Origin of the sequence: Martelella lutilitoris (assembly GCF_016598595.1) — a bacterium.
GTDB lineage: Bacteria > Pseudomonadota > Alphaproteobacteria > Rhizobiales > Rhizobiaceae > Martelella > Martelella lutilitoris_A.
Window position 1 is genome coordinate 1,674,822 of the sequence record NZ_CP066786.1, and the last position, 23,984, is coordinate 1,698,805.

At 63.1% G+C, this 23,984-nt stretch carries 19 protein-coding genes; 14 read left to right on the forward strand and 5 right to left on the reverse strand.

The features are described 5' to 3' along the window. Positions 1–71: 71 nt before the first annotated feature. From serS to JET14_RS07910, 4 genes are all read left to right on the forward strand, one after another. Positions 72–1,355, forward strand: a complete 1,284-nt coding sequence (gene serS / locus JET14_RS07895) for a serine--tRNA ligase (protein ID WP_200337530.1) — start codon at positions 72–74, stop codon at positions 1,353–1,355. Positions 1,356–1,364: 9 nt separating this feature from the next. Then, positions 1,365–2,120, forward strand: coding sequence for a 5'/3'-nucleotidase SurE (surE, locus tag JET14_RS07900; protein ID WP_200337531.1), 756 nt, complete (start codon positions 1,365–1,367; stop codon positions 2,118–2,120). A gap of 16 nt (positions 2,121–2,136) precedes the next feature. Beyond that, positions 2,137–2,790, forward strand: a complete 654-nt coding sequence (locus JET14_RS07905) for a protein-L-isoaspartate(D-aspartate) O-methyltransferase (protein ID WP_200337532.1) — start codon at positions 2,137–2,139, stop codon at positions 2,788–2,790. Between the two features lie 166 nt (positions 2,791–2,956). Beyond that, on the forward strand, positions 2,957–4,492 hold the full coding sequence (locus JET14_RS07910; RefSeq protein ID WP_200337533.1) for a peptidoglycan DD-metalloendopeptidase family protein: 1,536 nt from the start codon (positions 2,957–2,959) through the stop codon (positions 4,490–4,492). Positions 4,493–4,530: 38 nt separating this feature from the next. Here the strand turns inward: JET14_RS07910 and JET14_RS07915 are convergent, their stop codons facing one another. Further along, positions 4,531–5,400 (reverse strand): ATP-binding protein, encoded by an 870-nt coding sequence (locus JET14_RS07915; protein WP_200337534.1) that lies wholly within the window; start codon positions 5,398–5,400, stop codon positions 4,531–4,533. A gap of 221 nt (positions 5,401–5,621) precedes the next feature. Between JET14_RS07915 and yajC the strand changes: the two genes are divergently transcribed. From yajC to JET14_RS07940, 5 genes are all read left to right on the forward strand, one after another. Beyond that, positions 5,622–5,972 carry a preprotein translocase subunit YajC gene (yajC, locus tag JET14_RS07920; RefSeq protein WP_024709313.1) on the forward strand — a complete coding sequence of 117 codons (351 nt, stop codon included), beginning with the start codon at positions 5,622–5,624 and terminating at the stop codon, positions 5,970–5,972. Positions 5,973–6,140: 168 nt separating this feature from the next. After that, positions 6,141–8,705 carry a protein translocase subunit SecDF gene (gene secDF / locus JET14_RS07925; protein WP_200337535.1) on the forward strand — a complete coding sequence of 855 codons (2,565 nt, stop codon included), beginning with the start codon at positions 6,141–6,143 and terminating at the stop codon, positions 8,703–8,705. Positions 8,706–8,709: 4 nt separating this feature from the next. Then, complete coding sequence (locus JET14_RS07930) at positions 8,710–9,096, forward strand: Mth938-like domain-containing protein (RefSeq protein WP_200337536.1); 387 nt, start codon at positions 8,710–8,712, stop codon at positions 9,094–9,096. Positions 9,097–9,133: 37 nt separating this feature from the next. Further along, positions 9,134–9,985 carry a phytoene/squalene synthase family protein gene (locus JET14_RS07935; RefSeq protein WP_200337537.1) on the forward strand — a complete coding sequence of 284 codons (852 nt, stop codon included), beginning with the start codon at positions 9,134–9,136 and terminating at the stop codon, positions 9,983–9,985. Between the two features lie 124 nt (positions 9,986–10,109). Continuing rightward, the gene (locus JET14_RS07940; RefSeq protein ID WP_024709181.1) at positions 10,110–10,532 is read left to right on the forward strand and encodes a hypothetical protein; all 423 of its coding nucleotides are present in this window, start codon (positions 10,110–10,112) and stop codon (positions 10,530–10,532) included. 19 nt (positions 10,533–10,551) lie between these two features. On the opposite strand, the gene trmFO is transcribed toward JET14_RS07940, so the two are convergent. Continuing rightward, the gene (gene trmFO, locus JET14_RS07945; RefSeq protein ID WP_200337538.1) at positions 10,552–11,964 is read right to left on the reverse strand and encodes a methylenetetrahydrofolate--tRNA-(uracil(54)-C(5))-methyltransferase (FADH(2)-oxidizing) TrmFO; all 1,413 of its coding nucleotides are present in this window, start codon (positions 11,962–11,964) and stop codon (positions 10,552–10,554) included. Between the two features lie 437 nt (positions 11,965–12,401). Between trmFO and JET14_RS07950 the strand changes: the two genes are divergently transcribed. Continuing rightward, positions 12,402–14,801, forward strand: coding sequence for a phosphoketolase family protein (locus JET14_RS07950; RefSeq protein ID WP_200337539.1), 2,400 nt, complete (start codon positions 12,402–12,404; stop codon positions 14,799–14,801). 70 nt (positions 14,802–14,871) lie between these two features. Next, positions 14,872–16,083, forward strand: a complete 1,212-nt coding sequence (locus JET14_RS07955; RefSeq protein ID WP_200337540.1) for an acetate/propionate family kinase — start codon at positions 14,872–14,874, stop codon at positions 16,081–16,083. A gap of 55 nt (positions 16,084–16,138) precedes the next feature. Here the strand turns inward: JET14_RS07955 and JET14_RS07960 are convergent, their stop codons facing one another. The 3 genes from JET14_RS07960 to JET14_RS07970 form a co-directional block, all read right to left on the reverse strand. Beyond that, complete coding sequence (locus JET14_RS07960; RefSeq protein ID WP_200338024.1) at positions 16,139–16,948, reverse strand: DMT family transporter; 810 nt, start codon at positions 16,946–16,948, stop codon at positions 16,139–16,141. Between the two features lie 70 nt (positions 16,949–17,018). Then, entirely contained in the window at positions 17,019–19,418 is a 2,400-nt protein-coding gene (locus JET14_RS07965; RefSeq protein WP_200337541.1) for a PIG-L family deacetylase, read from the reverse strand. A gap of 24 nt (positions 19,419–19,442) precedes the next feature. Next, a complete protein-coding gene (locus tag JET14_RS07970) occupies positions 19,443–20,654 on the reverse strand; it encodes an ROK family transcriptional regulator (protein WP_200337542.1) in 1,212 nt (403 codons plus the stop codon). Positions 20,655–20,910: 256 nt separating this feature from the next. On the opposite strand from JET14_RS07970, the gene JET14_RS07975 reads away from it, so the two are divergent. The 3 genes from JET14_RS07975 to JET14_RS07985 are packed head-to-tail and all read left to right on the forward strand — an operon-like array spanning position 20,911 to position 23,980. Beyond that, complete coding sequence (locus JET14_RS07975) at positions 20,911–22,161, forward strand: extracellular solute-binding protein (protein WP_200337543.1); 1,251 nt, start codon at positions 20,911–20,913, stop codon at positions 22,159–22,161. Between the two features lie 14 nt (positions 22,162–22,175). Beyond that, positions 22,176–23,126, forward strand: coding sequence for a carbohydrate ABC transporter permease (locus JET14_RS07980; protein ID WP_200337544.1), 951 nt, complete (start codon positions 22,176–22,178; stop codon positions 23,124–23,126). Next, positions 23,123–23,980 (forward strand): carbohydrate ABC transporter permease, encoded by an 858-nt coding sequence (locus JET14_RS07985; RefSeq protein ID WP_200337545.1) that lies wholly within the window; start codon positions 23,123–23,125, stop codon positions 23,978–23,980. The genes JET14_RS07980 and JET14_RS07985 overlap by 4 nt, the downstream gene beginning before the upstream one ends. Positions 23,981–23,984: the final 4 nt, after the last annotated feature.

A 23,984-nucleotide genomic window follows, 5' to 3' on the forward strand; every position in this document is an offset into this window, starting at 1 on the left:
TGAGTTGGGCACAAGAGGGCCGCTGGCGCAGATGCGACGGCGGCCCTTTTCTTCATGGGAAAGCAGGAACGATGCTCGATATCAGATGGATTCGCGAAAACCCGGAAGTGCTGGACAAGGCGCTCGCGACGCGCGGTGCCGCACCGCTTGCGGCAGAAATCGTCGGACTTGACGAGAAGCGCCGGTCCGTTCTGCAGCGGCTGCAGGACATGCAGTCCCGCCGCAATGCCGCCTCGAAGGAGATCGGCGCTGCCATGGGCAGGAAGGACAGCGCGCTTGCCGAGAAACTGAAGGCCGAAGTCGCCGAGATCAAGACGGCCATGCCGACGCTCGAGGAAGAGGAACGCTCGGTGAGCGCCGCCCTCGAAGAGCTCCTGTCGGGCATTCCCAACATACCCCTCGATGATGTTCCGGTCGGCGAGGATGAGGATGCCAATGTCGAGATCCGCACATGGGGCAAGAAGCCGACATGGAACCATCCGCCGAAGGAACATTTCGAAATCGGCGAGGCGCTCGGCGGCATGGATTTCGAGCGCGCGGCCAAGCTTTCGGGCTCGCGCTTCACGGTTCTGACCGGCGCTTTCGCCCGGCTTGAGCGGGCGCTTGGCCAGTTCATGATCGATATGCACACCGAAAAGCATGGCTACCTAGAGGTCAGCCCGCCGCTTCTGGTGCGCGATGCGGCCCTTTATGGCACCGGCCAGCTGCCGAAATTCGCCGAGGACCTGTTCAAGGCCTCGGAAGATCGCTGGATGATCCCGACCGCGGAAGTGCCGCTCACAAATCTCGTCGCCGGCGACATCCTGCCGGCCGAAACGCTGCCGCTGCGCTATACGGCGCTCACCTACTGCTTCCGTTCGGAGGCGGGATCGGCCGGCCGCGACACGCGCGGCATGCTGCGCCAGCATCAGTTTTTAAAATGCGAGATGGTGTCGATCACTGATGCCGAGACCTCGCTTGACGAACTGGAGCGGATGACGTCGGCGGCCGAGGACGTGCTGCAGGCGCTTGGCCTGCATTACCGCGTCGTGGCGCTTTCGACCGGCGACATGGGCTTCTCCGCCCGCAAGACCTATGACATCGAGGTCTGGCTTCCCGGACAGGATACCTATCGCGAAATCTCCTCCTGCTCGGTCTGCGGCGATTTCCAGGCGCGGCGGATGAATGCGCGCTACAGGGCGAAAGACGAGAAGGCGACGCGCTTCGTCCATACGCTGAACGGCTCGGGCGTGGCCGTCGGCCGCGCGCTGATTGCCGTGGTCGAGAACTATCTCAATGAAGACGGTTCGGTGACCATCCCGGACGTCCTCGTCCCCTATATGGGCGGCAGGACGAAGATCGAAGCGGAAGGGTGAGGCACGATCATGCGCATTCTGCTGACCAATGACGACGGCATTCACGGCCCCGGCCTTGCCGTGCTCCAGAAGATCGCGGCGGAACTCTCCGACGATGTGTGGACCGTCGCTCCTGAGACCGACCAGAGCGGGCTTGCCCATTCGCTGACGCTCTCCGAGCCGCTTCGGTTGCGCCAGATGGGCGAAAGGCAATATGCCCTGCGCGGCACGCCGACGGACTGCGTTATCATGGCTGTGCGCGAGGTCTTGCCGGACGCGCCGGATCTGATCCTGTCGGGCATCAATTCCGGCGCCAACATGGCCGACGACGTCACCTATTCCGGCACCATCGCCGCGGCAATCGAGGGCACGCTCCAGGGCGTGCGGTCGATCGCGCTCAGCCAGGCCGGGCGTTACGATAACGGCCGCCATTTTCCCTGGGAGGTGGCCGAGCGCCACGCCCTGCCGCTCATCCGCAAGCTGTTGCCGCTGGAACTGCCGGAAGGCACGTTCTTTAACGTCAACTTTCCCTGTTGTGCGCCGGACGAGGTTCAGGGCGTGCGGGTGACCGCGCAGGGCAAGCTCGAATCGGGCCTTTCGGTGGAGAAACGTACGGACGGGCGCGGCCTTCCTTACTATTGGCTGACATTCCGCGAGCGGCTCAGCGCCTTTGCCCATGACAGCGACCTCAACGCGGTCGGCGAGAATCATGTCTCTGTGACGCCGCTGAAGCTCGACTTGACCGATCATGCGGTTCGCGACAGGATCACAGAAGCGCTTGCGTAGATGACGAGGTTGGACGGTGGCGACGAAGCTTCAGGAACGTGAGGGTTTTGCGGCCCTGGTGATGCGGCTGAGGGCCAGCGGCGTCACCAATCTCGATCTTCTCTCCGCCGTCGAGGCCACGCCGCGCTCCGCCTTCACGCCCTCGCACATGTCGCCCTATGCCTATTCCGGCCGGTCGATCCCGATCGAATGCGGCGCCTTCATGGAAGGCGCGGACCTTGCCATCCGCCTGATCGACATTCTCAAGGTCAAGCCCGGCCAGCGCGTCCTCGAGGTCGGAACCGGTTCCGGCTATACGGCTGCCATCATGGGGCGGGTCGCCGAGCGGGTGCTGAGCGTCGAGCGCTACCGCACGCTCGCCGACCTTGCCCGCAAGCGCATGGCGGATCTCTCGCTGAAGAGTGTGGTGGTGCGGCAGGCCGACGGGCGCGAGGGCCTGAGCGGCGAGGGGACCTTCGACCGCATTCTCTACACTGTGGCGTTGCCCGAAATTCCGCGCGCGCGCGTCGAACAGCTTGTTTCCAACGGGGTGATCATGGCGCCGCTGCTGCGTGAGGGCGCACCGCCCCTGATGGTGCGCATGACGCGGATCGGCAGCCGGTTCGAGCGCCAGGACCTGTTCGAGGTTCCTTATCTTGCCGCCGAACGCGGCCTTTCGAAAGCGTTCTGAAGCCTTCCGGAAAGGGTGTTTCTGCCTCTCGCAGAGATCACCCGGCCGTCTCTCCGAACCCTCTTCAAACCGATTTTTCGCATTGTCGCCCGCGCCTTAACCGCACGGTAACTCTGTTAGGGTTAAAAACGGTGCAGTAAAGAGTTCAAGCGTACAGGGTCGGTTCATGCGTATTTCAGGTGTGCCGGAAGGCGGCAAGGCAACACAGCGTATTCTGTTCGTTTCGGCGCTGGCCATCATGGCCGCGAGCTGCAGTTCACAGAGCGCGCGGCTCGGCAGCAGCCCCGATACGATGACGACGGGTTCGGTCTCCGGCGTTCCGCAATACCGGCAGATGGTGCCACCGGAAAATGTCGGAAGCGGCGGCTACCAGGCGCTTCCCTCCCAGAATTCCGGATCGGCCGTCGTTAGCCGTCAGCCGATCAATACCGCGACCACCGCCGGCTCGGGCGCCCGCATGGCAACGACGCCGGTTGCCGTGCAGAGCGGCAACCTGCCGTCGCCGCAACCGGTCCAGACCGCGGCCGTGACCCAGCCGGCCAATCCGTCCGCGACCTACAGCCGCGAGCAGGCCACCGTCGGCGCGCCGAGCAGCCTGCCGTCGCGCACCCAGGATGTCGCCACCAAACGCGTCATGATCCGTTCCGACGAGACGCTTGCCGCCTTTGCCGCGCGCAACGGCGCGACGGAACAGGATATCCTGCGGCTCAACGGGCTGACGAGCGCCTCGCAGGTGCGCTCCGGCCAAGTGCTGCTCGTGCCGCTGGTCTCCACCCAGTCGTCTGCCGCCAAGGCAACGGCCGAGGCCCAGGGCTTGCCGCCCGCATCCCCCGTTCCGACGCCGTCCAACGTGCCCGATCAACGCGTCGCCGTGCTGCCGACCACGCCGAGCAGCCGCGAAAAACAGAGCGCCGGCGCAACCGGCGCAAGCGCCACGTCCTCGGCATCGACCGGCCAGAACGGTGACGGGCGCACGCCTGCAGGCGGCAACGTCTATACCGTCCAGAGCGGCGACAGCCTCTATACGATTGCAAAGGCCAATGGCGTCACGGTCGATTCGCTGAAGGCCGCCAACGGTCTGACCTCGTCCAATATCCGTATCGGCCAGAAACTTGCCATCCCGACCGGCGGCGCCGCTCCGGCCCAGCCGGTGACGCCGGTGGAGACTGCGCAGAAGCCGGCGCCGCAGCAGACGCAGCAAAAAAACGCTGCCTCGGGCAATCCGAAACCCTATCAGCCGCCGGCGGTCGAGCAGGAAGAGGTTGTCGTCCAGGAAGTCGCCGTTCGCAGTGACGCCGGAGGGGACGTCCCCGAAGGGACCGGCATCGCCACCTATCGCTGGCCGGTGAAGGGCGCTGTGGTGGTCGGCTTCGGCCAGCCGGACGGCGACGAGCTTTCCGAAGGCATCGACATTTCCGTGCCGCAGGGCACGCCGATCAAGGCCGCCGAGAACGGCGTCGTCGTCTATGCCGATGACGGACTGTCCGACTACGGCAATGCCATCCTCATCCGTCATGACGACGGCCGCGTGACCGTCTACGGCTATGCGGAGGAACTGAAGGTCGAGCGCGGCGACAGCGTCCAGCGCGGCCAGACGATCGCCACTTCCGGCATGACCGGCAAGGCGACGCGCCCGATGGTCCATTTCGAGGTCCGCGACAACACCAAGGCCGTCGACCCGATGCCTTACCTCAACGGTTGAGGCCTGGGCAGGGCAGGGCGTCCTGCCCACCCTCTGCCTCAGCCGGCCAGGTGTTTCCTCTGACGCCCCGCTACATCTTGAACAAACTGCCAGGCGACGCGACCCGAACGGCCGCCGCGCGTCGTTGCCCAGGTCAGCGCTTCTGCGTGCAGCGCTTCTTTCCCGCCTTCAAGCCCGAAATGGGCGGCATAGCCGTCGATCATGGCGAGATAGTCGTCCTGGCTGCACTTGTGAAAGCCGAGCCAGAGACCGAAGCGATCGGACAGCGAGACCTTTTCCTCGGTTGCCTCGGACGGGTTGATCGCGGTCGAGCGCTCGTTTTCGATCATGTCGCGCGGCATCAGGTGGCGTCGGTTGGAGGTGGCATAGAGCAGCACATTTTCCGGCCGCCCCTCCACGCCGCCGTCAAGCGCCGCCTTCAGCGATTTGTAGGCCGCGTCATCATGATCGAAGGACAGGTCGTCGGTGAACAGCAGAAACCGGTACTGCGACGTCTTGAGAATGTCGAGAAGCGCGCCGAGCGAACCGATATCCTCCCGGTAGAGCTCCACCAGTTTCAGCTTCATTGCAGGCTTGCGGGCGATCTCGGCGTGGATCGCTTTCACCAGCGAGGACTTCCCCATGCCGCGCGCGCCCCACAGGAGCGCGTTGTTGGCCGGAAAACCCTCGGCGAAGCGCAGCGTGTTCTCGTGCAGGATGTCGCGCACATGGTCGACGCCCCGGATCAGCGCAAGGGGAACGCGGCTGGGGGCTACGACGGGCGAAAGATAGCGTTCCTCCGGCTTCCAGACGAAACAGTCGGCGGCGTCGAGGTCATTTTCCCGCGGCCTCGCCGGCCCCAGGCGCTCCAGCGCATCGGCCAGGCGTCTGACTTCGGCGATCAGCGCGCTTTCGGATGTCTTGTCCAAGTCTGCACTCCCGTGACATTGAAAAGAAAGGCGATAAGGCGCACAGCTTTTCGGTTTTTGCCGGGCTTGCAAGGTCGAAATGACGGCAAAATGATCGCTTCCCCCCAAAAAGCACGCTTGTTTTTACGGCTGTTGTTGCATTGAACTGGCCTCCGACTATATACCGGCGACACATCCAAGGGGCATGAGCCCCGTTCATGGTCTGAGGAGTTGTAGACAACATGTTTAGCACGGCTTACGCCCAGGCAGCGGGCGGCGCAGGCGCGATGGGATCGGGTCTCGAAATGATCTTCCTGTTCGTGCCGTTGATGGCGATCTGGTACTTCCTGCTCATCCGCCCGCAGCGTCGCCAGGCCAAGAAACGGCAGGAAACGCTGGCCGCGATCCGGCGCGGCGATCAGGTGGTAACCGGCGGCGGCATCGTCGGCAAGGTTACCAAGGTGGTCGACGACAGCGAACTTGAAGTCGAGATTGCCGAAGGCGTGCGGGTCCGGATCATGCGCAGCTATGTGTCCGACGTGCGCGTGAAGGGCGAGCCGGTGAAAACCGAGGATGCCAAGCCGAAAAGCTGACGAGCATGAGCCCGGCCCGGTGTCGCCCACAAAAAGCGACATTGGGCCGGTATCGCTTTGCCACAGCTCGAACCGGGGCCGAACTGTCCCGGCCGGCCGGCCGAGAATAGAAAGGACGATGCCGAAAGGCGTCGTCTGCTTCGTGTAAACCGACGAACCGAGACCTCCATGCTGTATTTTTCCCGTTGGAAGACCCTATTCATCTGGCTTGTCGTGGCGCTCGGAGTGGTCATTGCCACGCCGAATCTCCTCAGCAACCAGCAACTGGCGAAGCTTCCGGGATGGATGCCGGACAGCAGGGTCACGCTGGGTCTCGACCTTCAGGGCGGTTCCTACATCATGCTGCAGGTTGACCGCAGCGATATCGTCACCGATCGCATGAACACGCTGGTCGACGATGTCCGCGCCGATCTGCGCGAGGCGCAGGTACGCTATACCGGCCTCTCCGGCTCGGGCGAGACGGCGCAGGTGCGCATCACCGATCCCGACCAATATGTGACGGCCGAAGAGGCGCTGCAGCCGCTCGCCGAATACGTCAACGCCGGCACGCTGAACGGCGGCACTTTCCAGGAAGTGACCATCGATGACGACGGCAACGGGCTGATCCGGCTTGCGCTGACCGAACAGGGGATCGACTACCGCATGCGCTCGGCCGTGCAGCAGTCGATCGAGGTCATCCGCCGCCGCGTCGACGAGCTCGGCACCACCGAGCCCCTGATCCAGCGCCAGGGCGACGACCGCATCATCGTCCAGGTGCCCGGGCTCGATGACCCGCAGCGTCTCAAGTCGCTGTTGAACCAGACCGCGAAACTGACCTTCCACATGGTCGATACATCGGTGAATGTGCAGGACGCCATCGAGGGCCGTCCGCCGGCGGGCGATGAAGTGCTTTACTCGATGGACGATCCGCCGGTGCCCTACGTGATTGAAAAGCGTGCGCTGATTTCCGGTGAAGACCTTGTCGATGCCAAGGCGGCCTTCGACCAGCGGACCAACGAACCGGTCGTCAATTTCCGCTTCGATTCGCGCGGCGCCCAGCGCTTTGCGCAGGCGACGCAGCAGAATGTCGGCCGTCCCTTCGCCATCGTGCTCGATAACCAGATCGTGTCCGCGCCGGTGATCAACGAGCCGATCCTCGGCGGGTCCGGGCAGATTTCCGGCAATTTCACGGTGCAGGGCGCGAATGATCTTGCCGTGCTGCTGCGCGCCGGCGCGCTGCCGGCGACGCTGACAGTGGTCGAGGAACGCACGGTCGGTCCGAGCCTTGGCGCCGATTCGATCCGCGCGGGCGTTCTCGCTTCCGTCATCGGCGCGGGCCTTGTCGTCATCTTCATGGTCGTCTTCTACGGCATGTTCGGCCTGGTCGCGAATATCGCGCTGTTCTTCAACATCGTGATGCTGATCGCGCTCCTGAGCGTCATCGGCGCGACGCTGACCCTTCCGGGCATTGCCGGCATCGTGCTGACCATCGGCATGGCGGTCGATTCCAACGTGCTGATCTATGAACGCATCCGCGAGGAGCGGCGACGCAACGGGCGAAGCGTGGTCCAGTCGGTCGATGCAGGTTTCCGCAAGGCCTTCGGAACCATCATCGACGCCAATCTGACGACGCTGATCGCGGCCGTGATCCTGTTCTTCCTCGGCTCCGGTCCGGTGCGCGGCTTCGCCGTCACGCTCGCGATCGGTATCCTGACCACGATCTTCAGCGCCTTCTACCTGACGCGCTTCATGATTTCCGAATGGGTTCGCCGCCGCCGTCCGAAGGAACTGCCGAAGGGCATCCGCACCGGCATGTTCGACGGGATCAACTTCTCTTTCATGAGTTTCCGCAGGATCTCCTTCGCCGCTTCGGCGATCCTGACAGTCGCCTCGGTCGTCGGCTTTGCCACCCACGGGATGAATCTCGGTATTGATTTTACCGGCGGTTCGGTCGTGCAGGTGGAATCGAAATCCGGCCCCGCCGATATCGGCCAGATCCGCTCCGACCTGAACAACCTCAATATCGGCGCCGTGCAGGCCCAGGGATTCGGTTCCGACAGGGACGTGCTGATCCGCGTCCCGGCGCAGGACGGCGGCGCGAATGCCGAACAGAGCGCGATTTCCAAGATCCGCTCCTCTCTGGAAAGCAGCTATGATTTCGTCCGCGTCGAGGTTGTCGGTCCGGTCGTCTCCGGCGAACTGTCCCGCTCGGCCACGATCGGCGTTCTCGCCTCTCTGATCGCGATCCTGATCTATATCTGGTTCCGCTTTGAATGGCAGTTTGCTGTCGGCGCGATCATCGCGACCGCCCACGACGTTCTCCTGACCATCGGTATTTTCGTGCTCACGGGGGTCGAGTTCAACCTCACCAGTATTGCCGCGGTGCTGACGATCGTCGGCTATTCGCTGAACGATACGGTGGTGGTCTATGACCGCGTGCGCGAGAACCTCAGGCGATATCAGAAGATGCCGCTGCCGGAACTGCTCGACATCTCGATCAATCACACGTTGTCGCGCACCATCCTGACGGCCCTGACCACGATGCTGGCGCTTGCCGCGCTCTATCTTTTCGGCGGCGAGGTGATCCGCTCCTTCACCTTCGCGATGCTGTTCGGCGTGGCGATCGGCACCTATTCGTCGATCTATATCGCGGCGCCGATCCTGATCGCCTTCAAGCTCCGCCCGGACACTTTCCAGAAGAAGGATGAGGAGAAAGGCGCGCCCGAGGAACAGGGAACCGTGACGGGGATCTGAACCGATGGCGCGTGGCATCGAGATTCGCGAGGCGCATTTTCCGGGCAAGGCGCCGATCGACACCTATGGCAATGGCGGCTTCCGCTTTGCCGACATGTCGCATCGCGGCTCTCTCCTGTGCGTGCCGTCCGGCATTCACGGCTGGGACGTGACCTCGCCGGAGGAAATGAGCATTGCCGCCTTCGAGCGGGTGCTGGACCAGGCCGACGATATCGAGGTTCTGCTGGTCGGAACCGGCCTCGACATGGTGATCCTGCCCAGGCCGCTGCGCGAGGCCCTGCGTGAAAAGAAGATCGTCGCCGATCCGATGAATACCGGGGCGGCGGTCAGGACCTACAACATTCTGCTCGGAGAAGAGCGCGCGGTCGCCGCCGCGCTGATCGCCGTTTGAAACGACAAACGGTCTCAAACGCACTGGAGCAAGGCGCGTGACCGATCACGCCGAAACCGAACGACTTCTGCTTGCCGAACTGCGCGAGGCCGATCGCGACCGCTATCTGGCCGCGCTGCTTTCGCCCGCGGACAAGCGACAGGCCCTTGCCGCGCTCTATCTCTTCAATGCCGAACTGGCCCGGGTGCGCGACCGCGTCAGCGAGCCTCTGCCGGGGGAGGTCAGGCTGCAATACTGGCGTGACCTGCTCGAGGGCGCCGACCACGGATCGACGGCGGCAAACCCGACTGCTGCAGCGCTTCTTGCGGCGATAGAGACCTACAACCTTCCGCGCGATCCGCTGGCGCGCATGTGCGAAGCGCGGATCTTCGACCTCTACGACGACCCGATGGACACGACGACGGATTTCGAAGGCTATGCCGGCGAAACGGCCTCGGCGCTCATTCAGCTCGCGAGCCTCGTGCTCGACCCGACGGCGGCCGCTGCCGGCGCGACGACCGCCGGTCACGCGGGCGTGGCGCAGGCCGTTGCCGGTTCGATCCTGTTGCTGCCGCGTCACAGGGCCGCCGGTCAGGTGTTCGTGCCCGCCGAAATCCTGTCCGCCACGGGTCTTGATCGGGAAAGCTTCCTGATCGCCAGCGATCGCGAGCGGGTCGGCAACGCGATCCGCGCCTTCGCCGCGTTCGGTCTTTCCCACCTCGCCAGATTCAGGGCGGAGGGGCGGATCGCGAAAACGCTTGCGCCGGCCTATCTTCCTATGTCAGCCTCGGAGAACATTCTTGTAAAGGCCGAGGCTTTGGGAGAAAGTGCGCTGGAACACACGGTGCGGCCTTCGCAGTGGAAGAGGCAGCTTGTGATGATGCGCGCTTTGCTGTTTCGTAAGTTTTAAAGGCTATCTTGAAGCTCTGGCGCAGGCTCGCGGATCGCTTTCGACCGATCGCGCGGACTTTCCCATCAGGCGCATTTCTGCGGGACATCGAGCCTCAAATGTCGCAACAGGAGGATGCTGGCGAATGGAAACTTGGGTATGGCTTCTCGTTGCCGTGGTCGCCGCCATTGTTGCGTACTATTTCTTCGGCCGGGCGAAAGTGCAGAAATCAGACGGCGGGTTCACGGTTGAGGAAGCCCATGGCTGGGCGCGCCGCGAATTCAACCGCAGCTATCCCGACGAACGGGTCGCTTCCGTCATCGGCGATACCGAGCTGGAAACCTTTTTCCTGAGGCTTGCCGACGGCAAGGTCGGCATGTACCGCTCGCGGCGCGGCAAGGGGCAGGCGATCATCGTCCGGCAGAGCGAGTATCGCCTGCGTGCCTTGCCCGAAGCCAACGGCCTTCAGGTCGATTTCCCCGAGAGCGATTTCTTCAGCGGCAATTACCATTTCCTGAGCGAACAGGACGCCGCGGACGTCTCGACCTGGATGCTGAACGCCCGCTGACCTCCCCGGGAAAGTCCCGTCAGGCGTCCACCCAGGCCTTGCACGCCTCCAGCGCCCGTTTGGCGACGAGCTGTTTCTTCACCGATGACTTGGCCTTGCCGCGCGGGCGCTTTCCCGTTTCCGGATCGATCAGCGCGCCGGGCTCGAGCTCGGGGAACAGGCCGAAATTGATGTTCATCGGCTGGAAGGAGCGTTTGCCGCCTTCTTCCTCGTGCGAGATATGCCCGCCGGTGACATGGCCGAGCAGCGCGCCCAGCGCCGTTTCCGGCGGTGGGGCGACGGTGTCGCGACCCAGACGTTCGGCCGCCGCGAATCGCCCGGCCAGAAGTCCGATGCCGGCGCTTTCCACATACCCCTCGCATCCGGTGATCTGGCCGGCAAAGCGGAGGCCCGGACGGCCCTTCAGCGCCAGCGTTCCGTCGAGCAGCGTCGGCGAGTTCAGATAGGTATTGCGGTGCAGGCCGCCGAGGCGGGCGAATTCGGCGTCCTGAAGGCCCGGAATCATCTTCAGCACGTCCTTTTGCGCGCTGTAGCGCAGCTTGGTCTGGAAGCCGACCATGTTGTAGAGCGTGCCGAGCGCGTTGTCCTGGCGCAACTGGACGACCGCATAGGGCTTTTCATCCGGCTTGTGGGCATTGGTGAGGCCCATGGGCTTCATCGGGCCATGGCGCAGCGTCTCGCGGCCGCGCTCGGCCATGACCTCGATCGGCAGGCAGCCGTCGAAATAGGGCGTGCCCTCCCATTCCTTGAAGTCCGTCTTGTCGCCGGCAATCAGCGCGTCGATGAAGGCGTTGTACTCCGCCTCGTTCATCGGGCAGTTGATGTAGTCCTTGCCCGTGCCGCCGGGCCCAACCTTGTCGTAGCGGGACTGGTACCAGCAGATATCCATGTCCACCGTGTCGCGATAGACGATCGGCGCGATGGCGTCGAAGAAGGCGAGAGCCTCTTTGCCGGTCTTTGCGCTGATCGCCTCGGCAAGGGCAGGGGCCGTCAGCGGCCCGGTCGCGATGATCGCCTGGTCCCAGTCCTCCGGCGGCAGCGCGGTGACTTCCTCGCGCACGATCGTGATCAGCGGATGGGCTGCAAGCTTTTCGGTGACGGCGTTGGAAAAACCGTCGCGGTCGACCGCCAGCGCGCCGCCGGCCGGCACCTGGTGCGCATCCGCGCAGGCCATGATCAGCGAGTTCGCCATGCGCATTTCGGCGTGGATGACGCCGACGGCATTGCTGGTCGCATCATCGGAGCGGAAGGAATTGGAGCAGACCAGTTCGGCGAGCCCGTCGGTCTTGTGGGCCGCCGTCTCACGCACGCCGCGCATCTCGTGCAGGATCACCGGAATGCCGCGACTGGCGATCTGCCATGCCGCTTCGGAGCCGGCAAGGCCGCCGCCGATGACGTGGATGGGGTTCGGTGATATGCTGGTGTCGGGCATCGTTCAAACCGCAAGGTTGGCCGGCGCTTGCCACCGGCGTGTTTCAGTTTAGTCCGGGCACCGGAACGGCCGGTGAACTTGGCTCTGCCAATGCCAGATCGGCGGCGCGCCGTCGAGGGGCAATGGCCGATTTGTGCCGCGAAACGAATTACTGAAAATATTCTGCGTCCGCCAAAAGTCTGTCACGGTTGACGTTATATGATCGCTGCATCAAAGTTTGCAATCGTCAAGTCGTTGAAAGCGCATGAAGAACTGCTATGTCGTTGAGTACGGGGCGCCGCCGGCGCTTCGCCAGCGATGCAAAATCCCTCGGTGAGAGAGCCGGAAAATCTCTGCCGCCGCGCTTCGGTTGATTTAGGTCATGTGATCTCAAACCGGTCTGAGGGATATAGCAAATCGATTTAAACGCCAATTTGATTTCGAAAAGGGGAATCGACATGGAACAGATCACGCCTGATGGAGCCCGGAATATTCTGGCGCCCGAAGAACTGGATCTGATGAATAGATACTGGCAGGCGGCCAATTACCTGTCGGTTGGTCAGATCTATCTGATGGGCAACCCCCTGCTGAAGGAGCCGCTCGCCGAAGAAGACGTCAAGCCGCGCCTGCTCGGCCACTGGGGCACGACGCCGGGCCTGAACTTCATCTATGTTCACCTGAACCGCATCATCAAGAAATACGATGCCAGCACGATCTATATTTGCGGCCCCGGTCACGGCGGCCCCGGTCTGGTCGCCAATGCCTATCTCGACGGCACCTATACCGAAGTCTATCCGGAGATCACGGAAGACGCGGAAGGCATGCGCAAGCTGTTCAAGCAGTTTTCGTTCCCCGGCGGCATTCCGAGCCACGTCGCACCCGAGACGCCCGGATCGATCCATGAAGGCGGCGAGCTGGGTTACGCCCTGGTCCACGCATTCGGCGCGGCCTACGACAATCCCGACCTGATCGTTGCCTGCGTCGTCGGCGACGGTGAAGCCGAAACCGGCCCGCTTGCCGCTTCGTGGCACTCGAACAAGTTCCTGAACCCGATCAATGATGGCGCCGTTCTGCCGATCCTCCACCTCAACGGCTACAAGATCGCCAATCCGACCCTGATGGCCCGGATGAGCAAGAAGGATTTGACCGACCTCTTCCAGGGGTATGGCTACGAACCCTTCTACGTGGAAGGCGACGACCCGGAATACATGCATCAGCGCATGGCCGAGGTCATGGAAGAGTGCTACGCCCGCATCCGCGAGATCCAGTCGGAAGCCCGCGCCGAAGGCACGGTCTACGAAATGCCGCGCTGGCCGATGATCATCCTCAGGAGCCCCAAGGGCTGGACCGGCCCGAAATTCGTCGACAACAAGAAGGTCGAGGATTTCTGGCGCTCGCACCAGGTTCCGATCTCGGAAGCCCGCCAGAACGCCGATCACCGCAGCCAGCTCGAAGACTGGCTGAAGAGCTACGGCCCGGAAAAGCTGTTCGATGAAAACGGTAAGCTGATACCCGAGCTGAAGGCGCTGGCGCCCGAAGGCGACCTGCGTATGAGCGCCAACCCGCACACCAATGGCGGCGTCCTGCGCAAGGAACTGAAGATGCCCGACTTCCGCGAACTCGCGGTGGACGTGACGCAGCCTGGCGCCGTGATGACCTCGGCAACCAAGCGTCTCGGCATGCTGCTGCGCGAAGTCATGAAGCTCAACGCCGAGGAGCGCAACTTCCGCCTGATGGGCCCCGATGAAACCGCCTCGAACCGCCTGCAGGATGTCTTCGAAGTCACCGACCGCGTCTGGATGGCCGACATCCTCGAGTATGACGAAGGCGTTGCCCGCGACGGCCGCGTGATGGAAGTCCTGAGCGAACATCTGTGCCAGGGCTGGCTGGAAGGCTACCTGCTGACGGGCCGCCACGGTCTGTTCTCGTGCTACGAAGCCTTCATCCACATCATCGACTCGATGTTCAACCAGCATGCGAAGTGGCTGAAGACCACCCAGCATATGGCATGGCGCAAGCCGATCTCGTCGCTGAACTACCTGCTGACCTCGCATGTATGGCGTCAGGACCACAACGGCTTCAGCCATCAGGATCCCGGCTTCATCGACCACGTCGTCAACAAGAAGGCCGACGTTGTCCGCACGTATTTCCCGCCGGATGCCAACACGCTTCTCTGGGTTGGTGACCACATTCTGCGCACCTACAACCGCGTCAACGTCATCGTTGCCGGCAAGCAGCCGCAGCCGCAATGGCTGTCGATCGAGGAAGCCATCGTGCATTGCGATGCCGGTCTCGGCGAATGGAAGTGGGCAAGCAATGTGCCGGAAGGCGAAGAGCCCGATGTCGTCATGGCTTCGGCTGGTGACGTTCCGACGCTGGAAATGATGGCGGCTGTCGACATTCTCCGCCAGAAGCTGCCGGAAATGAAGGTCAAGGTCGTCAACGTCGTCGACCTGATGGCCCTACAGCCTAAGGAAGAGCACCCGCACGGTATTCGCGATGCGGACTTCGATGCGCTCTTCACCGAGAACAAGCCGGTCATCTTCGCCTATCACGGCTATCCCTGGCTCATTCACCGCCTGGCCTACCGCCGTCACAACCACAACAACATCCACGTTCGTGGCTATGTTGAAGAGGGAACGACGACGACGCCGTTCGACATGGTTGTCCAGAACCGCCTCGACCGCTACCATCTGGCCATGGATGCGATCGAACGTGCCGGCGGATTTGGCGAAAGAGGTGCGGCCGCATTGAACTATCTCAAGGAAATGCGCGCCAAACACCACGATTATGTCCGCGAGCATGGTCAAGACATGCCGGAGATTCTCGATTGGAAATGGCCTTATCCCAAGGGCTGATCCAATTTTCTGAAGCCTCGCGCACCGCCTCCTCCCAGGGCGGTGCGCTCACCATTTCTGGATAGCGATTATGAATGGCACAGTACTGGCATTGAATGCCGGATCATCCAGCCTCAAATTCCGTCTTTACGAAGTCGAGGGTGATCATTTTTCTCTTGTTCTGCGCGGTCAGTTCGACGGCGTGAACGAAAACCCCCGCCTCGTGGTCAAGGAGGCCGGCGGCAAGGAAATCTGCAATATGGATCTCGAAATCGGGGAACATATGCAGGAAGATATGCTTGAGCGCATTTTTGGCGTCATCAAGCCCTACACCGTAAACAGCCCGCTGCAGGCCGTCGGCCATCGCGTGCTTCACGGCGGCGGCCGGTTCGCCGATCCGGTGCTGCTGGATGACGAGATCGTTTCCTATCTCGAAACGCTGATCCCGATGGGCCCGCTGCACCAGCCGGCAAACCTCGCCTCGATCAAGCTTTTCCGTCGCATCCGTCCTGACCTCCCGCAGGTCGCATGCTTCGACACCGCCTTCCACGTCAATATCGACGAGCGCGCCGCGCGCTACCCGATTCCGCTGGAATATGAAGCCAAGGGATACCGCCGCTTCGGCTTCCACGGCCTGTCCTACACCTATATCGCCGATCGCCTGCGCGAGATCTCGGACTATCTGGTCAAGAAGCGCACCGTCGTTGCCCATCTCGGCAGCGGTTCCTCCATGTGCGCCATGCGCAACGGCAAGGCTATCGACACGACCATGGGTCTGACGCCGCTCGGCGGGCTGATGATGGGCACGCGCTCCGGCACGGTCGATCCGGGCCTGGTTCTGACGCTGATGGAAGCGGAGAACCTGACACCGGCCGAAATCAAGCACATGCTGTACTACAAGTCCGGCCTGCTCGGCGTCTCCGGCATTTCGGGCGACCTGCGCGTGCTGATGGAAAGCAAAGACCCGAACGCCAGAAAGGCGATCGATCTGTTCGTCTTCCGCGCCTGCCGCGAACTGTCGATCATGGTCGCCACCATGGAAGGCATGGAATCGCTGGTCTTCAGCGCCGGCATCGGCGAGAACTCGCCGGTCATCCGCAAGATGATCTGCGATCGTCTCGGCTGGCTCGGCGTTCAACTGGACGACGACGCCAACAACGCCAATGCGGAAATCATCTCCTGCCCGGAAAGCCGCGTCGAAGTCCGCGTCATTCCGACGGATGAGGAAATCGTTCTTGCCCGCCAGACCGCGCGCGTTGTCAGCGAGGCCGTGAAGGCGGGGCGGGAACCGTCCTACGCCTGATCCTTCGGCCCTTTTCGCGACGAACCGACATGCCCGTGCGCAAGCGCGGGCATTTTCATGTCCGGCGCCGCCTTTCGAGGAACCGCGTTCCCTGAAGCGCGATCAGGATGACCGCAACGCCAAGGAAGATGCGGGGCGGCGGGACTTCACCGAAGAAGAAGAAGCCGGCGGCGGCGGAAAAGAACACCGAGAGGTAGCCGAAGGGCGCCAGAAGGCTTGCATCGCTTTTCTGATAAGCCTTCAGCCAGCAATATTGCCCGGCTTGGGCCAGGAATCCGATCAGCGCCAGTGCCGGCCAGTGGGCAAGCGGCACGGGCTGCCAGACGAAGAGGGCCGGCAGGCCCGTGAGCAGCACGAGGCCGACCGTATAAAACGCCATCATCACGATCGTGCTCTCCTCGGCCAGTTTTCGCGTCTGGATGGTCGCCATGGCGCCGAAGAGGATGCTGGCAAGCACCGCCAGCAGGCCGGGATTGAGTTCGACCTCATTCGGCGAGACGATGATAAGCGCGCCGCCAAAGGCGATCGCCGCGCCGAGCCATCGCAGCCGCCCGACGCGCTCGCCGAGCAGAAGCGCGGCAAGACCCATGGTCACCAGCGGCCGGGTGAAGCCGAGCGCGTTGACCATCACCAGCGGCAGCATGGCAAAGGCGAGGAAGTTCGAGGTGAGCGCGATGGCGTTGCAGGCGACGCGAAAGGCATTGCGCAATGGATAGCGCATCGTTTTCAGCGCCGCGCGGTTCTTCACGACCATCGGCAGGATGAAGAGAAGGCCGACGAGGGCACGGATGAAGACGAGCTGGATGGCCGGATAGGCGACGCTGTTGGCCTTGACCAGAACGCTCATGAAGGTCACCAGCGTCATGTCCGTCAGAAGCCAGGCGATGCCCTGGCCGGCGGCGTTCTTCGTCTCTGTTACCTTGTCGCTCAATGTGTCATGCCGGCTGCACCAGGTTGGCCATCAGGCGGAAGGCGCCGGGGACGAGCCGGTCCATCTGGTGGTGGAGCACGAGGCTGGTGTGGGTGTGCCGGCCCTTGCCGATCCTTGCCGAAACGAGCGCGCCCTTCAGCGGCTTTTCATCCGCATCATGCATGGCCAGAAGCGGCTGATAGGCATCGTCCCACTCGGCAGCGAAATAAAGCCCGCGTTCCTTGTGCCAGCCCGCCCAGTCATCGGCGGTGATCCGGTTCGGACCGGTGAGGAGCGGATGGTCGGGTGCCAGAACCTCGACCTCGGCATTGGGGTTGGTCACGCGCCAGCGCAGCGATGGCGAGCCGATCCTGAGATAAAGCGGCGGCGTTGCCTCGGGCGACCAGCCGTCCGAGGGACGGTGATAGAGCGTCACCAGGTGGCCGCCATCCTCGGCGAAGCGGTGGAATTTCTTTGTCGCCGCCGCAAGATCCGGACGGGTGCCGAAGGCGAAGATGCCGATGACGATCGTGGTGAAGGCGGAGAGATCGCCGGAGAGGGCAGCCGCATCAAGCTCGGTGACATCGAGCCCCATGCGTTTCAGCGAGAGGAAGACATTGTCCGCGCCGCCGCCGACATAGCCGATCTTCGCGCCTTCGGGCAGGGCGAGGTCGAGGGTGAGAACGCTCAGAACCTCCGGTCGGACGAAGCGGTTGCGGCCGATATGGGGATAGGCGAAGGGCGTGATGTTGGCGGCAGGATGGCCGTCGATTTCCGGGATGATATGGGCGAGGCCGGGCGTTGCCTGCTGCGGCAGGTCGAGGCGAAACTGCGCGCCCGTTCCGCTCACCCGAAACCCTTCAGGCGCGTTAAAGTGAAGCGTGAGCTTTGGATCGTCGCTTTGTGCGGTGAATGAGAAACTATGGTTAATATTCTGTATTGGAACGATAAATGCGTTCGGCTTCAAGGTGAGGGAATGGGCAGGAACGACAGGCAAGGCCGTTTCGAGGTCGAAATGACCCGTGGCCCTGCGGCCTGAAATTTCAGTTTCAAGCCGCACCGAGACGGGACCATTGCCGCCGAGCGATGACCAGAGCGGCGGATACTGGTTGGTCAAGGGCGCATCGTCGGCGACGGCAAGGGGGAAGCGGAAGATGCAGGCCTTCGTCTCAGGTTTTGACGCCGTGACGCCGCGCGGCAGGTGCGGTGTTATGGCGGTTGTTGACGTGTCGGCATCCTCGCTCAAAACAACGGTCAGCGTTGTCTCGCCGCCCGGCGTCAGGCACTCGGCCTCGCCATAGGCGCGCTCGAACAGCGCCGCAGCTTCCAGAAGCGCCGCATCGATCTCGGCGAGCTTGCGGGTGAGCCTGTGTCCCTGGCTTTCGATGAAGCCATCGGGGGCGGCGTTGAGCGCGGCCTCGATCGTGCCTGCGGCGGAGACGAGGCTGCGGGTCACGGCCTCGCGATCGGGAAAGGCGGCGATCGCCGCCGCGATCGCGGCATCGGCCGTCACGAGATCACCTGTGAGCGTCTCGGCCTCGCCGACGCAGAGATCGTCCAGTGTCTTCGGCAGTCCGTCGAGGATGGTCTCCTCCGGCGTGCTGCCGTCGGGGCCGAGCAGCAGGTGCAACTGCCAGGCATGATCCGGTCGTTCCGGCCACCAGCCCATGCCCTGCGAGGCATGGTAATAGCGCGACCATTCGCCGATGCGGTCATAATCGGCGCCCGTTGCCGGATCGCGCCCGTCGGCGGTCACGGTGACGGTTGGTGGCGGCGGGGGCAGGTCGTCATCATAGGTTCCACCGCCGCCCGACCATGCGGGGAGGTAGTATTTGGCAACGCGCCAGGGCTTCAGTCCCTCGGCGAAATGCTCCGGATAGGCTGTCTCGTCGGCGGCAAGGCGGATGGCGGTCTCGGCGGCCCGCGTCATGGCGCGGTGGTGGCCGTGCTGGCCGGGAACGTCGAGGAAGGTCGGTATGACGATATCGGGGCGTTCAGCCCGATAGGCGCGCACCAGGCGCTCCACGATGCGCTTCTCGCCCCAGCGGGCGAAAGTGGCATCGCCATCCTTGGAAAAGCCGAAATCATGCACCGGGTCGTCCGGCCCGTGGCCGAGCCAGTGGATATCGGCGTCGAGCGCGCGGGCGGCCTCCTCCATCTCGCGGGTTCGAAGCACGCCGAGCGCGCCGATGCGCTCCGGCCCCAGCACGTTCTGTCCGCCTTCGCCGCGCGTCGAACACGCAACCACGATCCGCATGCCGAGCCCGAAACGGAAAAAGGCGAGCATGCCGGACTGTTCGTCATCCGGATGCGCGCCCGTGTTCATCATCGTCACCGGCGATTTCAGCCGGGAGAGCGCCCTGTGCAGGCGGACAAGCGAAGATGAGGCCATTTCCTGTTCGATGCGCTGGCGCGGCGTAAGCATGTCGTTCCCCGTTGGTTCTGTTTGTCAGGCCACCTGCCGGGCGGGCGGCAATGTCTCGAGTTTCGGCGTCAGGATCTCGAAAAGCGGCAGGGCGGCGGCGCCGAGGGCGGCCGTATACTGTCCGGTCTGGCCACGCATGACGCGCGGTTTCGCGCGGTTCGAGCGGGCGGCGACCGATGACGGCAGCGCCGGCATGCGGGCAATCAGCGCGTCCATGACGGCGTCCGAAAACGCGCCGCTCAGAATGATGGTTTCCGGATCGAAGATGTTTTCAAGCAGGCCGACAACGGTGGAAAGATGCGTCGCCGCTTCCGCGATCCAGGCTTCCACCACTGGATCTTCGCTTTCAAAAAGCGATTCAATTTCAGATATTTGTGGGCGTTCTCTGTCACAGGCATCGAAGCGTTCATGCAGCGCATGAAGTGAGGCGTAGCGTTCCAGGCAGCCGTGCTGGCCGCAGGGGCAAGGCCTTCCGCCGGGCACGACCGGCACATGGCCGATCTCGCCGGCATTGCCGAAGGCGCCGCGATAGGGCGCGCCGTCCTGGATCATGCCAAGCCCGATGCCGGTGCCGAAATAGAGCATGCAGAAATGGGAGATCGCGTGGCCAGCGCCGAACAGCCTTTCGGCAACGGCGGCCGCGGCGGCATCGTTTTCCAGCGTTACATCAATGCCGCAGGCGGTCTCCAGTGCCGCCTTGACGTCAATGCCGTTCCAGCCGGGAAGGGTGGTCGGACCGACAAAGCTCATGCCCTCGATGCCGAACGGTCCGGGCATCACCACGCCGACGCCGAGAAGCGGGGCCTCGACCGATTTGCGCGCCCGTTCCACCTCTAGCGCGAACACGGGCAGGGTGCGTTCGGGCGTGGTGTCGGCGAGGGGGACAATGCGCTTGTAGCGCAGCACGCCGGTCAGATCGAGCGCGGTCACGACCATCTGGTCGGTCGCGATCTCGACGCCGATCGTGGCAGCGCCCTCCGGGTTCACCGCAAACTGGATCGGCGGCTGACCGCGTCCCGTGCGCCGCCGCCCCGTGGACATCAGCAGGTTCTCGCCGACGAGATCGTCGACGATATTGGCAACCGCCTGCGCCGTCAGATGCGTGCGCCGGGCAATCTCCATCCGCCCCAGCATGCCGTGCTGGCGCACCAGGTCGAGGACCACGCGGCGGTTATGCTCGCGGTTTCGTTCCGGGTTGTTGCCGATAGCCGAAGGCGCGCGTGTCTTGTCGTTCATGTCCGTCCGCTTTCCGATGGTCTCAGTCTGGGGTCGGTCCCTTCTATCGTCAATATAATAATTCAACTAGATTATCTTATTGACAAACGCGCGGCGTCACGCGACCGTATCGCCGAGGCGCCGGACAAACGGCGCCCGATGGCGCAGCTGGCGCCTGCATAAAGCGAACAACGGCCGCCGCCCCTGGCAGACGGCTTTCGGGAACAAAAAGCCCCGGACGCGGCGGGACGCCGCACATGGGGAAGTGGAGATTTCAATGCGCAAGGCACTTCTGCTCGCCGGCCTGATGTCCGGCATCAGCATGGTCTCGGTCAATTCGGCGAACGCCGTCGAGATCGAGTACTGGCAGTATATCTACGAGACCCGCGTCAACGCGATGGATCAGCTGATCGAGAAGTTCGAGGCGGCCAATCCGGATATCACCGTCAAGCAGGTCAACTTTCCCTATGCGGACTACCAGACCCGCATCGTCGCCGCCAACATGGCCGGCAAGGGCCCGGACGTGATGCAGCTCTTCTATGGCTGGCTGGACAAGTTCGTCGCCGGCGGGCTTCTGCAGCCGCTGCCGCAGGATGCGTTCCCGCATGACCAGATCGAGAGCGCGTTCTTCCCGATCGTGACCGCGATGAAGCGCGACGGCGAATATTACGGCCTGCCGACGGCCGTGCGCTCGCTGGCGCTGTTCTACAACAAGAAGCTTTTCGAGGAGAACGGCCTCGACCCGGAAAACCCGCCGCAGACGCTGGATGAACTGGTGGCCGCCGGCAAGGCGATCGCCAAGTTCGACGATGCCGGAAACATGGTGACCGAGGGCATGACCCTCGACATGGCCGGCCAGGATCACCAGTGGTGGCGCGAAGTGCTGGTGCGCCAGTTCGGCGGCGTGCCCTATGAGGACGACTACCGCAAGGTGACCTATGACAGCCCGGAAGGCACCGAGGCGCTGGAATTCTACACCGGCCTGCAGATGAACGAGAAAATCGGCCAGTCCGGCTTCATGGACGAAGGCCAGGCCGCCTTCCGCGCCGGCAAGGCGGGCATGACCATCGACGGCACCTTCCGTCTCGGCTCCTTCAGCCAGATCGAGGATTTCGACTGGGCCGTGACCGAGCTGCCGGCCAATGCCGACGGCATGCGCTCCAACTATTCGAGCTATTTTGCAAACGGCATCGGCGCCAAGGTCGAAGGCGAGGAGCTCGAGGCTGCGGAAAAATTCCTGACCTATCTGACATCGCCGGAAGCCATGGGCATCTGGCTCGATGTGGTCGGCGAACTGCCGGCGCGGCGCGCCGTGGCGCTGACGGACGAGAACACCTCGAACCCGATCTACGGCCCGTTCCTCAAGGGGCTCGACTACGCCCACACCACGCTGTTCGTGGATGAGGCCGCCCAGCGTCAGGTCGCCATCGACATGGTCAACCGCGTGATCCTGAACGGCCAGTCGCCTGCCGACAGCATCAAGGAAGCGGCCGAGGAAGAACAGGCCATCATCGACGACGCGATGTAAGCCGGATCGGGCCGATGTCTCTCCAGGCTGAAAACACCAAGGGGGCGGCCGCCGGCCGCCCCGAGGGCGGCGGCTTTGCCGACCGTTTTTCCATGCACACCAAGCGCCTTGTCTGGGTCTGGACCTTTCTGGCGCTGCCCGTGCTGTTTTACAGCGTCATCCGTTTCTACCCGACGCTCGACGCCTTCCGGCTGTCGCTGACGGACTGGAACCTGATGCGTCCGCCGAAATTCATCGGCTTTGAAAATTACGCCAAGCTTTTCACCGATCCGGATTTCTGGCAGGTGTTCAAGAACACCTTCGCCTATCTGATCTTCGGCACGCCGATCTCGCTGGTGCTGTCCTTCACCATCGCCTTCTTTCTCGATCGCGTGCGCTTCGGCCACGGCCTCATCCGCGCGCTCTATTTCATGCCGTTCCTGACGACGGCGGCGGCCATGGCCTGGGTCTGGCGCTGGTTCTATCAGCCGGCCCCGATCGGCGTCATCAACGACGTACTTGCCGCTCTCGGCCTGCCGCAGCAGCCCTTCCTGCGCTCAACCACCCAGGCGCTGCCCTCGATCATGGTGACGGCCATCTGGGCCGGTCTCGGCTTCCAGATCATCATCTTCATGGCGGGGCTCCGCGCCATTCCGACGACCTTTTACGAGGCTGCCCGCATCGACGGTCTCGGCGAATGGGCGATCCTGCGCAAGATCACGCTGCCGCTCCTGAAGCCGACCACCGTGTTTCTGGTGGTGCTGTCCTCCATCGGATTCCTGAGGATTTTCGACCAGGTCTACAACATGACCACGAATGATCCGGGCGGGCCGCTTGGCACCACCAAGCCGCTTGTGCTGATGATCTACCAGTCGGCCTTTTCGTCCTACCAGATGGGCTACGCGGCGGCGCAGACCGTCGTTCTCTTCCTCATTCTCCTCGTCATTTCGCTGCTGCAGCTCTGGATCCTGAGGGACAAGTCATGACCGAACTTCGCCACGAGGACGCGGTCTCGCGTTACAAACCGAAGGTGCGGCCGGGCAGGGTGCTGATGTGGACGCTGCTGTTTATCGGCGGCCTCGTCATGATCACGCCGCTTCTCTTCATGTTCTCCACCTCGCTGAAGCCCGCGAGCCAGGTCTATGACCTGCGGCTGATCCCGCAGGACCCGACATTTTCGAACTATGTGAAGGTGCTGACGACCACAGGCTTCGGCCGCTGGTTCTTTAACTCGCTGCTGGTGGCCACCATCGTCACCTGCTCGAACGTGTTCTTCGACAGTCTTGTCGGCTACACGCTCGCCAAATTCCGCTTTCGCGGTCGCCGTTTCATCTTCCTGGCGATCCTCTCGACGTTGATGATCCCGACGGAAATGCTGGTGATCCCGTGGTATCTGATGTCGGCCAATTTCGGCTGGCTCGACAGCTACTGGGGCATCATGTTTCCCGGCATGATGACCGGCTTCGGCACCTTTCTGATGCGCCAGTTCTTCGAGGGCGTGCCGGATGACTTCATGGAAGCAGCCCGGATCGACGGGATGAACGAGTTCGTCATCTGGTGGAAGATCGCCATGCCGCTCGTCGCGCCCGCGCTTTCGGCGCTTGCCATCTTCACCTTCCTCGGCAACTGGACCGCCTTCTTCTGGCCGCTGATCGTCACCACCTCGAGCGAGCTCTACACGCTGCCTGTCGGCCTTTCGAGCTTTGCCGTGGAAGCCGCGATCCAGTGGGAGATGATCATGACCGGGGCAGCGCTTGCGACCATACCGACACTTCTCGTCTTCCTCATCTTCCAGCGCTATATCGTGCGCGGCGTGATGCTGGCGGGCGTCAAGGGATAGACCC

Excerpts from the sequence above, each read along its gene's own strand:
- JET14_RS07970 (WP_200337542.1), bottom strand. The coding sequence starts at position 20,654 with ATGAACGACAAGACACGCGCGCCTTCGGCTATCGGCAACAACCCGGAA.
- JET14_RS07940 (WP_024709181.1), top strand. The coding sequence starts at position 10,110 with ATGGAAACTTGGGTATGGCTTCTCGTTGCCGTGGTCGCCGCCATTGTT.
- JET14_RS07950 (WP_200337539.1), top strand. The coding sequence starts at position 12,402 with ATGGAACAGATCACGCCTGATGGAGCCCGGAATATTCTGGCGCCCGAA.
- yajC (WP_024709313.1), top strand. The coding sequence starts at position 5,622 with ATGTTTAGCACGGCTTACGCCCAGGCAGCGGGCGGCGCAGGCGCGATG.
- JET14_RS07975 (WP_200337543.1), top strand. The coding sequence starts at position 20,911 with ATGCGCAAGGCACTTCTGCTCGCCGGCCTGATGTCCGGCATCAGCATG.
- JET14_RS07985 (WP_200337545.1), top strand. The coding sequence starts at position 23,123 with ATGACCGAACTTCGCCACGAGGACGCGGTCTCGCGTTACAAACCGAAG.
- JET14_RS07955 (WP_200337540.1), top strand. The coding sequence starts at position 14,872 with ATGAATGGCACAGTACTGGCATTGAATGCCGGATCATCCAGCCTCAAA.
- JET14_RS07960 (WP_200338024.1), bottom strand. The coding sequence starts at position 16,948 with ATGACGCTGGTGACCTTCATGAGCGTTCTGGTCAAGGCCAACAGCGTC.
- JET14_RS07980 (WP_200337544.1), top strand. The coding sequence starts at position 22,176 with ATGTCTCTCCAGGCTGAAAACACCAAGGGGGCGGCCGCCGGCCGCCCC.
- JET14_RS07910 (WP_200337533.1), top strand. The coding sequence starts at position 2,957 with ATGCGTATTTCAGGTGTGCCGGAAGGCGGCAAGGCAACACAGCGTATT.
- trmFO (WP_200337538.1), bottom strand. The coding sequence starts at position 11,964 with ATGCCCGACACCAGCATATCACCGAACCCCATCCACGTCATCGGCGGC.
- secDF (WP_200337535.1), top strand. The coding sequence starts at position 6,141 with ATGCTGTATTTTTCCCGTTGGAAGACCCTATTCATCTGGCTTGTCGTG.
- surE (WP_200337531.1), top strand. The coding sequence starts at position 1,365 with ATGCGCATTCTGCTGACCAATGACGACGGCATTCACGGCCCCGGCCTT.
- serS (WP_200337530.1), top strand. The coding sequence starts at position 72 with ATGCTCGATATCAGATGGATTCGCGAAAACCCGGAAGTGCTGGACAAG.
- JET14_RS07965 (WP_200337541.1), bottom strand. The coding sequence starts at position 19,418 with ATGCTTACGCCGCGCCAGCGCATCGAACAGGAAATGGCCTCATCTTCG.
- JET14_RS07930 (WP_200337536.1), top strand. The coding sequence starts at position 8,710 with ATGGCGCGTGGCATCGAGATTCGCGAGGCGCATTTTCCGGGCAAGGCG.